The 12,601-nt window shown below is 57.2% G+C and carries 11 protein-coding genes and 1 pseudogene; 11 read left to right on the forward strand and 1 reads right to left on the reverse strand.

What is annotated here, in order from left to right:
* The first annotated feature begins 2 nt into the window (after positions 1–2).
* The 11 genes and pseudogenes from EDC27_RS12135 to EDC27_RS12175 all read left to right on the forward strand — a co-directional run bounded on the left by EDC27_RS12135 (position 3) and on the right by EDC27_RS12175 (position 11,687).
* Positions 3–812, forward strand: a complete 810-nt coding sequence (locus EDC27_RS12135) for a tRNA lysidine(34) synthetase (protein ID WP_123290866.1) — start codon at positions 3–5, stop codon at positions 810–812.
* Positions 778–3,489, forward strand: a complete 2,712-nt coding sequence (gene polA, locus EDC27_RS12140; RefSeq protein ID WP_211334885.1) for a DNA polymerase I — start codon at positions 778–780, stop codon at positions 3,487–3,489. Before EDC27_RS12135 ends, polA begins: the two co-directional genes overlap by 35 nt.
* 113 nt (positions 3,490–3,602) lie before the next feature.
* Positions 3,603–4,940, forward strand: coding sequence for a KamA family radical SAM protein (locus tag EDC27_RS12145; protein WP_245994518.1), 1,338 nt, complete (start codon positions 3,603–3,605; stop codon positions 4,938–4,940).
* Between the two features lie 13 nt (positions 4,941–4,953).
* Entirely contained in the window at positions 4,954–5,148 is a 195-nt protein-coding gene (locus tag EDC27_RS16315; RefSeq protein ID WP_211334886.1) for a hypothetical protein, read from the forward strand.
* A gap of 6 nt (positions 5,149–5,154) precedes the next feature.
* Positions 5,155–6,003 (forward strand): D-alanine--D-alanine ligase family protein, encoded by an 849-nt coding sequence (locus tag EDC27_RS12150; RefSeq protein WP_211334887.1) that lies wholly within the window; start codon positions 5,155–5,157, stop codon positions 6,001–6,003.
* Positions 6,004–6,328: 325 nt separating this feature from the next.
* The gene (locus EDC27_RS12155; RefSeq protein WP_123290867.1) at positions 6,329–6,589 is read left to right on the forward strand and encodes a GNAT family N-acetyltransferase; all 261 of its coding nucleotides are present in this window, start codon (positions 6,329–6,331) and stop codon (positions 6,587–6,589) included.
* The gene (locus EDC27_RS16065) at positions 6,590–6,727 is read left to right on the forward strand and encodes a hypothetical protein (protein WP_170161786.1); all 138 of its coding nucleotides are present in this window, start codon (positions 6,590–6,592) and stop codon (positions 6,725–6,727) included.
* Positions 6,728–6,802: 75 nt separating this feature from the next.
* Positions 6,803–7,690 (forward strand): YitT family protein, encoded by an 888-nt coding sequence (locus EDC27_RS12160; RefSeq protein WP_123290868.1) that lies wholly within the window; start codon positions 6,803–6,805, stop codon positions 7,688–7,690.
* Positions 7,691–7,817: 127 nt separating this feature from the next.
* Positions 7,818–8,485, forward strand: a pseudogene (locus EDC27_RS16935) (TerC family protein).
* Between the two features lie 42 nt (positions 8,486–8,527).
* The gene (locus EDC27_RS16330; RefSeq protein WP_211334889.1) at positions 8,528–11,107 is read left to right on the forward strand and encodes a mechanosensitive ion channel family protein; all 2,580 of its coding nucleotides are present in this window, start codon (positions 8,528–8,530) and stop codon (positions 11,105–11,107) included.
* Between the two features lie 7 nt (positions 11,108–11,114).
* A complete protein-coding gene (locus tag EDC27_RS12175; protein WP_211334890.1) occupies positions 11,115–11,687 on the forward strand; it encodes a DUF2062 domain-containing protein in 573 nt (190 codons plus the stop codon).
* A gap of 423 nt (positions 11,688–12,110) precedes the next feature.
* Here EDC27_RS12175 and EDC27_RS12180 read toward each other — a convergent pair whose 3' ends face one another.
* Entirely contained in the window at positions 12,111–12,506 is a 396-nt protein-coding gene (locus EDC27_RS12180) for a hypothetical protein (protein ID WP_123290870.1), read from the reverse strand.
* Positions 12,507–12,601 lie beyond the last annotated feature (95 nt).

The following is a 12,601-nucleotide window of genomic DNA, read 5'->3' on the forward strand; positions in this document are numbered from 1 at the left end:
GTGTGGCTTACATAGACAAAGAAGTGCGCAAACTGGTGGGCAAGGCGGTCCACCATTACGGTTTGATCGACCCCGGCGATCGCATTGCCGTGGCCGTCTCGGGCGGCAAGGACAGCGTGCTGCTGCTGTGGCTGCTACGAGAACGATTGCGGCGCGTGCCTATTCATTATGAGCTTGTGGCCGTTCATGTGGATTTAGGGTTTACGCCGAGCACGGCGGAACCCCTGGAAACTTTTTTCCGAGCGGAAGGGTTCGATTACCGAATACTTCGCACCGATTACGGGCTGCATGCGCACAGTCCACAGAATCGAGAAAATCCGTGCTTTCTCTGCGCGCGAAGGCGCCGTGCCGCCATCTTTCGCGAAGCCCGAGCCTTGGGATGTTCCAAGGTGGCCTTGGCCCACAATCAGGACGACTTCATCGAAACGTTTTTCGTCAACATTTGCTACGGAGCCCAGACGGCGAGCATGGTGCCACGGCAAAGTTTTTTCGGTGGAACTCTGGTGGTCATTCGCCCTTTGGCTCTGGTGGACAGCCATAAGGTGGACCGTCTCGTGCGCCGCCTGGGTCTTCCCACCATGGACAACCCGTGCCCGTCAGCCAGCCGCAATGCCCGCCGTCGAATTCGAGAGTTCCTTTTTGACCTGTACCGGTCCAATCGAAAGATTCGGGGGAACATTTTTCATGCCATGAGCCATGTGAACCTGGAGTATCTGCCGCCTGCACTGCCCCGGCGGCCGGGTTCGACTCGCGGGACGCCACGAGGAGCCGCACAGCATGATGGAAAAGAAACCGACCCTTTATCTCATTGATGCCAGTTCCTACATGTACCGCGCCTTTTATGCCTTGGGCCGACGCCTGACGGCTCCGGACGGCACGCCCACCCAGGCGGTTTTCGGGTTTCATCAAATGCTCCAAAAGGTCTTGAGGGAAAAACAGCCAGAAATGCTGTGCGTGGTCTATGACCCGCCGGCTCCCACCTTTCGCCACGCCTTATACCCTCAATACAAGGCCACGCGGGATCGCATGCCGGAAGATCTGGTGGTGCAGGTGCCCCTCATCAAGACCATGGTGGATCTCATGGGGATCCCATCCCTGGAAGTTCCCGGCTACGAAGCCGACGACGTCATGGCCACTCTGGTTCGCCAGGCGACCGAGAAAGGCTACGCCGTGGTGATTGTGTCCGGAGATAAGGACCTGCATCAGCTGGTGAATGAACCGCTGGTGCTTCAATGGGATCCACAAAAGGACGAACTGTACACGGCGGAAGAAGTGGTGAAAAGGCTGGGTGTGCGCCCGCACCAGGTTCGAGACCTTTTGGCGCTCATGGGCGACAGCACCGACAACGTGCCCGGCGTGCCCGGTGTGGGCGAAAAGACGGCCCGGGAACTGCTGCGGCTGTTTGGAAGCTTGGATGAAGTGCTGCGCAGGGTTCATGAGATTCCCAGCGCATCCGTGCGCAAGAAGATGGAATCAGCCCAAGAGGCGGCGCTGCTTTCCAGGCAGCTGGTGAGCCTAAGGGAGGATGCTCCGGTGAACTTCGTGGTGGCGGAATGTCGCCGTCGCCCCGCCGACGTGGCGGGTCTTAGAGCATTGTATGAACGGTTGGGATTGCGCCGTTTTCTGGCCGATCTTGCCAAGAATCTTCCGTCCCAAACGGCGGCCGAAATGGCCGCGCCGCCTGCCCGCCGCGATGTCATTGTTCGAAACGAACCGGCCTTTCGCCGGGTTCTGGAGGAGATGCGGCAGGCGAGCGTTCTTTCCATCGATTTGGAAACCACGTCCCAGGATGCCATGCTGGCCGACATCGTGGGGGTGGCCTTAAGCTGGCGGGACCATGAAGCCGTCTATATTCCCATCGGCCACGAAACCAGGGATTCGGAATCTCAGCTGCCTTTGGCTGTTGTGCTGGAAGGACTTCGACCCCTCTTGGAAGCCGAAACGCCCAAGAAAGTAGGGCAGAACATTAAGTACGAATGGGTGATTTTAAAACGGCACGGCATCGAGCTGCACGGCATCGATTTCGACACCATGGTGGCCAGTTACCTCTTGGATCCGGGCAACCCGTCCCATCGTCTTGAACGCATCGTGGCCGAACATCTCGGGGAAGCCAAGGCCACCTATGGCGATGTGGCCGGCGTTGGCGCCAAGCAGGTGCCTTTTGCTCACGTGCCCGTGACCAAGGCGGCTGCCTATGCGTGCAGCGATGCGGAAACGACCTTGCGGCTCGTGCCCATTTTACGAAAAAAGCTGGAACAAGCCGGCCTCTCGCCCCTCATGGACACTCTGGAACGGCCGCTCATTGCCGTCCTGGCCCGCATGGAAATGCGAGGGGTGCGCGTGGATACGGAAAAACTTGAGGCTTTGTCCAGGATCTTAGAAGAAGGCCTGCGAAGGGAGGAACAGACCATCTACGCCATTGCGGGCGGGCCGTTCAACATCCAGTCTCCCGTGCAGCTCAGAGATATTCTCTTTGGCAAGCTGCAGCTTCCCGTGATTAAGAAAACCAAGACGGGTCCTTCCACGGACATGAGCGTTCTGGAGGAGCTGGCGGCGCATCACCCCATCGCCCAACACATCGTGGCGTATCGCAGTCTGGCCAAGCTGAAAAACACTTACGTGGACACCCTGCCCCTTCTGGTGCATCCCCACACCGGTCGCATTCATACCAGTTACAACCAAACCGTCACCGCCACGGGGCGTCTCAGCAGTTCGGAGCCCAATCTGCAAAACATTCCCGTGCGCACCGAGGAAGGGCGCCGCATTCGAGAAGCCTTTGTGGCCGATCCCGGCTATGGGCTCTTGGCGGCGGATTATTCTCAGATCGAACTGCGCATCTTTGCCCACTACAGCGGGGACAGCCGGCTTCTGGCCGCCTTTGAGGCGGGAGACGATGTTCATCGGCGCACGGCGGCGGAAATCTTCAATGTATCGCCGCAGGACGTCACGGCGGAGATGCGGCGCCAAGCCAAGACCGTTAATTTCGGCATCATTTATGGCATGGGTCCCTATGGACTCGCCAAGCAGCTCAAGATTTCCCAGAGCCAGGCCAAGGAAATGATCGAGCGTTATTTTGCAAGGTACCAGGGGGTGAAGCGCTGGATCGAGCGAGTGATTGCCCAGGCCCACAAGCGAGGCTATGCGGAAACCCTGTTGGGCCGACGCCGTTTCATTCCCGAACTGCAGAGCCGCAACCGCTCCATGCGCCAGCTTGGGGAAAGACTGGCCGTCAACACCACCATTCAGGGCTCGGCCGCCGACATTATCAAAAAGGCCATGATCGACATCGATCAAGAGATGCAAGGGTGCGGTTGCCGAAGCGCCATGATTCTTCAGGTCCACGACGAGCTGGTTTTTGAAGTGGCGGAAGAGGAAGCGGGCTGGATGCGGGCGATGGTCAAGGAACGCATGGAAAGCGTGGTCACGTTGCGCATTCCTCTGGTCGTGGACATGGGCTATGGAAAAAACTGGGCAGAAGCCCATTCGTGAACCCGTAAAAAAAGGTCTTTTCTTTCTAAGCAGTTCGGGTAAATGGTGCGTGCGACGGCAAGGTTTGTCGCCTTCAATGCAGAGGACTTTTCAAGCACAAGAAAGGGAGCCCCATGGAAAACACCGATGGTCAATGGCGACAGGAGACCTCTTCAGTGATGGAGGAGTCTTCGGAGGCGGAGGAGCCTCCAAGCGAGCCTCCGGGTTCAGAAACCAACGATGCCTCAGCGTCCCTGCGGCGGATCCCTCGAGGCTCATCACGCCGATCCGCCTCCACGCCCCTCAGCGACAACGCCAAGTCCTTCAAAAAAAAGCATTTTCCCAGCGTTAGCCTTGCCTTATGGAACGACTGGCATTGGCAGGTGCAGCATCGGTTTCGATCGTGGAACGGACTGCGCCGCATCATGCACTTGACCGACGCGGAACAAGCCGCTCTTCAAATCCCCTCGGGTCGGTTTCCTGTGGCCGTCACACCTTATTATGCCAGTCTGTTGGATTCGGAGAACGGCCAGGATCCATTGCGGCGTTCGGTGTTACCGCTTTCCGAAGAGTGGGTGCGGCATCCCGAGGAATCCACGGATCCCCTTGGGGAAGACAAGGATTCACCGGTACCCGGACTGGTGCATCGCTATCCAGACCGGGTTCTCTTCCTGGTGACGGGTTTTTGTTCCACTTACTGCCGCTATTGCACGCGCTCTTGGCTCGTTGGGCGCCATGGATCCGGAGGCCATGCCAGTCGACGGTTATGGGAAAGGGCCTTGGCCTATATTCAAGCGACGCCTGCCGTGCGCGACGTGCTCATCTCCGGTGGCGACCCACTCACCTTGGCCGATGACGCCTTGGGATGGCTTTTGGATCGGCTTCGAGCCATAAGGCATGTGGAAGTCCTTCGCATCGGAACCAAGGTGCCTGCGGTTTTGCCGCAGCGCATAACCCGCGACCTGGTTTGGCTCTTACGCCGGGACCATCCCTTGTGGATGAGCTTGCATTTTACGCACCCAAAGGAATTGACTCCGGAGACGGCCGAGGCGTGCGCTCGGCTGGCGGATGCCGGCATTCCTCTGGGCAGCCAAACGGTGCTGCTCAAAGGGATCAACGACGACGTGACGACCCTGCGGGCTCTCTTTCAAGGCCTTCTGCGCCTTCGCGTGCGCCCCTATTACCTCTATCAGTGCGACCCCATCAACGGCTCGCCCCACTTTCGAACGACCATTGCTCGAGGTCTGGAAATCATGGACGGGTTGCGCGGCCACACGTCTGGGTATGCCGTGCCATCCTACGTGGTGGACGCGCCGGGAGGCGGCGGCAAGATTCCTCTCCTTCCCGACTATGTTCAGGGCGTGGACGGGGAGGATTTGATCCTTCGAAACTATGAACATCGCCTTTTTCGGTATCCCAAGGCCTTTGAGGTTGTTTCGGGGCCGGGGCGAGTGGTTCACAAGGCGTTCTGATGGGGGAAAGCCAATGAAGATCGGACTGACATACGACCTTCGGGATGTCTATCTTGCGGAGGGTTTCACAGAAGAAGAGACGGCCGAATTGGACCGTGCAGACGCCATTGAGGCTCTCGAGGCGGAAATTCGCGCCTTGGGTCATGTACCCGACCGTATCGGGCGCCTTAAGGATTTGGTGCAGCGGCTGGCTTCGGGTGATGGCTGAGATCTGGTGTTCAACATCGCCGAAGGACTCTGGGGATCGGGTCGGGAGGCGCAAGTGCCCGCCCTTTTGAATGCCTACGGAATCCCTTACACCTTTTCTGATCCTCTCGTTCTGTGCGTGACCCTGGACAAGGCGGTGGCCAAGCTTATGGTGCAGGACGCCGGTTTGGCCACGGCGCCTTTTGTGGTGATCAGGGACCTGGAAGAAGTCCCGCGCGTGGCGCTTCCCTGGCCCCTTTTTGCCAAGCCTGTGCGCGAAGGTACGGGCAAGGGGATTACGGCGGCATCCAAGATTCACTCTGGGGAGCAATTGGAAAAAGTTTGCGAGTTCCTCCTACGGACCTATGACCAGCCGGTCTTGGTGGAAACCTTTTTGCCCGGTCGGGAGTTCACCGTGGGGCTTTTGGGTTCGGGAAAGTCCGCGCGAGCTCTCGGCGTCATGGAGGTGGTGCTTCGAGAAAACGCGGATGCCGAGGTCTACTCTTACGACAACAAAGAGTGCTGTGAGGAACGGGTCTTTTACTGGTTGGTGGATGACGAGGAAGCTCGGGAGGCGGCTCGTGTGGCGGTGGAATTCTGGAAAGTGTTAGGATGCCGAGATGTCGGCCGCATCGACCTTCGCTCCGACGCGGCGGGACGCCCCCATTTTCTCGAAGCGAACCCTTTGGCGGGACTCCATCCCCATCATTCCGACTTGCCCATCATCTGCACGCTGCTCGGCATGCCTTACCGTGATCTCATCAGCGCCATCCTGGAGGAGGCCAAGCAAAGGGTTTTTAAAACACGCGAAAGGTTGGAAAGGTTTTCCGAAAAGAGGACCCTTTCTCCGCAAACGTTCAAGGAAGGGCGCCTTTGATGCGGGTTGTGGTCCTTCATTCGGCCGTGGCTCCCGAGGCTCCACCCGATGAACAGGACGTTCTGATGCAGGCGAGCTGCATCGGCGAAGCCCTCACGAGGTTGGGCTGCCAGGTGAGCTTTCTTCCCTTTGTCTCCAATCTGGAGGCCGTGCGCTGCGGTCTTCGAGGCCTTCGTCCGGACCTGGTCTTTAACCTTGTCGAAACGGTTCGGGGCACGGGGCGACTCATCCACCTGGCACCCGGCTTGCTGGATGTGGAAGGCCTGCCATACACGGGTTGTCCCACAGAGGCGCTGTTTTGCACGTCTCATAAGGTCTTAGCCAAGTGGAAGAGATTTTCGTGGCCAACGACTTGGCCCACCAAAGTCTTAACCTGGGGCCGGAATCCGGCTATTTTTTCATCATTGCGGAAATTTCAGGTCAGGTGGTGGGCTACACCTGTTACGGGCCCATTGTGGGAACGGCCGGCCGATTCGACCTTTATTGGATCGTGGTGCATCCGGCCTATCAGGGCCGCGGTATCGGACGAAGGCTTCTTGAAGAGACCGAAAGGGCCATCTGGAATGCCGGAGGCCGACGGGTGTAGGTGGAAACGTCGTCGCGCACCATCTATGAACCGACCCGGCGGTTTTACCTGCGTGCCGGCTACTCCTACGTGGCCTCCCTTCCCGACTTCTATGGTCCTGAAGATCACAAAATCATCTATGGTAAAAATCTTCACTGAGGGCATGGCCATGGCGCGGTGCGTAAGACGGGGCGATGTTATCAAAGATGTCGCCGATCGAAGGAGGGCTTCTTCATGAAAGCGTTGGTCACGTTTTTCCGCCGCAGATCCGGTCAAGACTGGAAATCGCTCGGCGTCAATCTCGGCTTGATTGCAGCCGGAAGCGGGATCTACGTTTTGGGCCTCAATGCCGTGCTCATTCCCCAGAAACTGCTCAGCGGCGGTGTGGTGGGTGTCGCCGTCATTTTGCACTATCTGTACCCGTCCGTGGACGTGGGGCACTTTTACCTGCTGTGTAACATTCCGCTCATGGTCTTGGGATGGTTTTCCATCAGCCGTCGGTTCATGGGATACACCCTGTTTGGCATGGTGTTTTTTTCCGTGGCCGCTTCCTGGATCAAGGTTCCTGCCGTGACCTTGAGTGATCCTCTGCTGTCGGCGGTGCTGGCCGGAGTCTTGTGCGGGGTGGGCGGAGGCATCGTGCTGCGTTCCCTTGGATCGGCCGGAGGTTTGGACATCTTGGTCATTTATTTGAATACGCGCTGGGGCCTTCGTGTGGGCGTGGTTTACATGGCGGCCAACGCCCTGATTCTCGGCGTGGGAGCCTTTTTTTTCGGCCTGGAGAGAGCCCTTTTGTCCGTAGTTTACGTGTATGCGAGCAGTCGTGTGGTGGATACCGTTTTGGTGGGATTCAATCGTCGTAAGATGGCCCTGATCATCACATCCAAGGTGGATGAAGTGGCTGATTTTATTTTGTACACTATACGACGTGGTGTGACGTTTCTCAAGGGCAGGGGAGGATTTTCCGGACAGGATCGAGAAGTGATTCTGACGGTCACAACCCTTACGGAACTGCCCAAACTTAAAGAATCCGTTTTCCGCATGGACCCCCAGGCCTTTGTCATCATCAACGACACCCTGGAAGTACTGGGAAAACGCCACGGCCACCTGAAGATCTATTGATGGGAGTCCTCGGGCTCAGGGGCCTTCAAAACCCGAAGACGCGAAACGTGGACAACGAGGCCACAGCCTTAAGCTCGAAGACCTTTTCACCTTGGAAAATGCTGCGGCTTTGGTCACTCTGACCGCCATGGAACTGGTTCTAGGCGTCGACAACATCGTTTTTATCGCCATTGTAACGGGACGGCTTGCCAAAGAGCAGCAAGAGCGGGCGCGGCGGCTGGGGCTCTTGGGAGCCATGTTCCTGCGCATCGGCTTGCTTCTGGCCATCACGGCCATCATGCGGCTGACCACATCCCTTTTTTCCGTTGCTCTCGCACCCCGTTTCAGGGCGCGATCTGATCCTACTCGTGGGAGGACTGTTTTCTTATCGGCAAGGCGACTCACGAGATTCACAACAAACTGGAAGGCCCCGCCAAGACGCTGCCCAAACACGGAAGACGCCATGCCAACTTCGGGTCCGTTCTGTTTCAGATTCTTCTGTTGGATATGGTGTTTTCCCTGGACTCCATCATCACCGCCGTGGGCATGGCCCGCCAAGTGCCCATCATGATTGCGGCCATTGTTCTTGCCGTAGGCGCCATGATGCTTTTTGCGGGACTGGTCGGTGCCTTTATTGATCAACACCCCACCTTGAAAATGTTGGCCCTCAGCTTTCTTCTGCTCATCGGAGTCATGTTGGTGGCCGAAGGGTTTGGCAAGCATATGGAAAGGGGCTACATCTATTTCGCCATGGGCTTTTCCGCTTTTGTGGAAGTTTTGAACCTTCGAGTGCGCAAGCATGCGCAAGGGGCGTGAGGGTTCGAGGTGGTTTTTCGTTGGATTTTGAGGTGTGAGGCGATGACGGCAAGGGAACGTATGTGGCGTTGTGTGTGGATCCTGTGGCTGGCCGTTTTAGCGAGTCCGGGCCTGCTTCAAGCGCAGACCCCGCCGGCCATGGTCTCTGAGCCCCAAGACCAATACGTCGAGCTTTCGTCCTCCCTGGAAAAGGCGATTCAAGCAGAAAAGCTGGATCTGGAAAAGCTCGGCAAAGATCTTGAGGACATCAAGAAGGAGCAAACCGCCTGGTCCAGAGAACTCCATGCCGCTCGATTGCAACTTTCCGCCGTGGCCGATCTCATGTCCCTCTCTTCTCTTTCCCTGGAAGACTTGAACAAGGCTTTGGGTTCGCTGAAGCAAACGGTGGACGAGGCGGCGGCTCGAGTCAAAGACTTGCAGGAAAAACAGACCCAGCTCACGGCCCAATTGAATGCCTTGGCCGAACAGAGAGCCGCCAATCAAAACCGCCTGGAAACCTTGAAAACCCGCCGGGACGACCTTCCCATCGCCCGCACCCTGGCAGCGCAGCTCAAAGAAGCCGATGATCTCCTTCGACAAAAAGAAAAACGACTAAAGGACTTTCTGGACACTTACCAGAAGCTTGCGGGCGATTGGAACGCCCTCAAGGAAGAAGCGGCGGCCCTGCTAGAGCGATTGAACACACGCATCGCCAAACGGAAGCGAGAAGATCTGTTCCGCCGAACCCGAAACCCTCTGTTGGGGATGAGTGTGGCGGAGGTCCGGCGGGATCTGGAGACCGTGGCAACGCTCATCGCCCAGGGACTGCAGACCAGCTTTTGGACGGAACGAATTCAACGATTGTGGAAAGTCGGAGGGCTCCTTTCGGTCACATCGCTTCTGGCCTTTGTTGTTGTGGAATGGCTGTGTTTTCGTTATCGACGATTGTGCCTTGCCCTGCTGTCCCACCAGGACAGGCATGGCAAACCTTGGTTTGCACTGGCCCTAAATCTTCTCAACCGTTCCCTTCCCCTTTTGGGGGCGACCGTCTTCGCCTACGCTTACACCTCCGCACGCGATCTCTACGACACGTCCGTTTTTCTGAGAAGCCTGTGCCAGATTCTGGTCCTGTGGCTGCTTAGCTCCTGGGGGATTCATTTCCTTCAAGCCCTCAAGGAAAACTTTCGATTCGATCGGTTTGCCTTCGTGGTGCGCCGAATTCGCGTCGTGATATCCCTTGGACGTTGGCTGCTCATGGCCTACGTGATCCTTCAGGAAAGCTTGGGGCGTTCCAGTGCTCTGCTGCTCCTCTATCGCTTCACTCTGGAAGTGGCCTTTTTGGCCTGGAATGCGGTGTTTTGGAGGGAACTGAAACGAAAGATGGGCGAGGCCGCTCCGACCTGGATGGTCGGAAGGTCTTGGGTGCTGCATCTTTTCATGGGAGGAAGCTATGGCGTGGCCATGGTGGGCGTTCTGCTGGAACTGGCCGGCTATGCCTTGTTGGCGACTTTTTGGTACGTGAGCTGGGGACGAAGTCTGATTGTGGGCCTGTGGTTGTTTCTGTTCTACAAGAGCTTGACAGAATGGGAACAGACCATGGATACAGCTGCAGCCTTTGCTCCGAAGGCCGAAGAGGATACCAAGGGTTCTTTGCGATGGCTGAGCGTCAAAGCCCTCTGGCTGGTCTGGCTGTTTGGTGGAACGCTTGGCCTGCTGCTGGCCTGGGGTGCCAAACAGGCGCTCATCGTGGCCTTCTTTGACCTGCTCAACACGCCCCTGCCCCTGGGCAATTTGAATTTTAGACTCCTGGGCATCATCCATGCCGGGGCCATCCTGGCCTTGACCCACGTGGGCGCCCGATGGCTAAAGCACTTTCTCAAGAATCGCATCTTACGCGATAGTGGGCTTGAACGGGGGCTGCAGGCATCCATCGTGTCCGTGACCGGATATGTGCTATGGTCTATTGGCATTCTTGCGGTCCTCAATGCCCTGGGCTTTTCTGGTACTTCCCTCACCGTGGCTTTTGGAGCTTTGGGCGTGGGCTTGGGTTTTGGCCTTCAAAACGTTTTCAATAACTTTATCAGCGGCTTGATTCTGCTCTTTGAAAGGCCGATTCAGGTGGGCGATCGCATCGAGATTGATGGCACGTGGGGTGAAGTGCGCAAAATCAATGTGCGTTCCACCATTATTCAAACGCTGGACAATGCGTCCATGATTATTCCCAATTCGGAATTCATCAGTGGACGGGTGGTCAATTGGAGCTTCAAGGACCTGAGAATTCGCCGAAACATCAACGTGGGTGTAGCGTACGGATCCGACGTGGAACAGGTACGAGACACCTTGTTGGAAATCGCCGCCAACCACTCCCTCGTTCATAAAGAGCCGAAGCCCAGCGTGCTTTTCGTGGATTTCGGAGACAGCGCCCTGATCTTTCGACTTCGTGTGTGGACCACCGTTCCCGTGTGCCTTCAAGTGGAAACGGATCTTCGGTTTGCCATTTATCGAGTGTTTCAAGAACGAGGGATCGAGATTGCGTTTCCGCAACTGGATGTGCATCTCAAGACCGGCTTCGAGTCAACTGCCAACACCCCGCCGGCTGAGGGAAAGCCTTCTGAAGGTACCACGATGGATGACAAGGCCTAGGAGCGTCGTGGGACATTTGGGAAAGGGGAAGGATGGCGGGTTTGAAGTGAAGTCCAAGGGCCTGGAACGACTGCGCCGGTTTTACGACCGCTTCGTGAGCATGCGGGGAAACCCCAAGGAAATTGCCCTGGGGTTTGCTCTCGGCCTTTTCGTCGGCATGTCTCCGACCTTGGGATTTCAGATGGCTCTCGCCGTTGTTAGCGCGGCATTGCTGGGCTGGAACAAATGGAGCGCCGCCGCGGGCGTGTGGATTACTAATCCTATAACGGCCCCTTTTGTGTATGGGATCAATTACTGGGTGGGTTCAAAGCTGATTCTATGGGTTTTTCCTGAGGCGACGGCCCATGGGCAAGCGATGCTCAGTCGCATGGGCCCTATTGTCCAAAAGACACCCATGGTCATGGCTTCCTTGATCCTGGGTGGTGTGGTTCTTGGCGTGCCCGTGGCCTGTGCGGGCTACTGGCTGGCTCTGTGGGCCGTGACGCGCTACCGCCTCCGGGTGAAAGCCCAAATGGAACGCGCTCGCCAACGGCTGCGGGAAGAACGGGCTCGGCGCCGCCGTCACACCAAGGCGTCGTGAACGGCTGGCTTGCGACGTTTTGGCCATGGTCGTGGGGATTGTCTGACCAAAACGGCACGCGAACGGGTTCAGGCCATCCCCTCTGACTCGGCAGTCCCGGGGAAAACGCATCATCCTGCCTTCCCGTGCTAGCCAAGAGAGAAGATTCAAGAGGGCGTGGATTTTCTCCCTATTTCCTCGTAAGTTTTGAGGAGTTTGTGCGAAAAACAACCCCGGAAACGCCGCCCGCCACGACACGGTCTGGCGCCGCGCGGCGCTTCCGGGGATTCGACCTGAATGGGGGGGACGCGGACGAGCTTCTAACAGCGTGCCCAAGAATGTTTTCCCCCGGGAACGCGGGCGTTTCGCCTGTCTTGTTTGCGGGCCGGAGGTCCGTGCTCCCAGGAGGCGTCTTCCCCTTCTGAGCAGGTCTGGGACAGATGACTAGTGCTGTTTCTCCGCCTTGGGTTCGGGCTTGTGTTCCGCAGCGGGCGAGGGCTTGGTTGCGGCCGGCGCTTGAGCTTGCTTCATGGCTGGAGGTGGCACGCTCGCCTTGGGCTTATGCACTTCGGCCTTTTCGGCAACGACCCATTCGTTGCCTTTTTTCACTAACGAAAGCACCGACTTGACTTTAATGGTTCCCGTCACCGAAACCTTGGCGCTGTCCTCCGTCTGTTCCACCACCTGGTATTTCAGCTTGGACGTGTCCAACTGAAAACCTTTGTGTTTGGCGATTTGTTCATTCACATAGGCTTTGGCCACATCCGGAGGCTCTTTCTTGGCGCAGCCAAAGGACACCACGAAACCCAAGGCCATCAAAACAAAAAGAAACCGTCGCATACGCCCTCCTTTGTTTTTGAGTTAAAAGAAGTAGGGATGCCTCACCGTGTGCGTGGGTTTTTATACATGATTCAAGCGGGAAGCGGAAGAGGTGA

Origin of the sequence: Desulfosoma caldarium, from assembly GCF_003751385.1 — a bacterium.
In the GTDB taxonomy this organism is placed as follows: domain Bacteria; phylum Desulfobacterota; class Syntrophobacteria; order Syntrophobacterales; family DSM-9756; genus Desulfosoma; species Desulfosoma caldarium.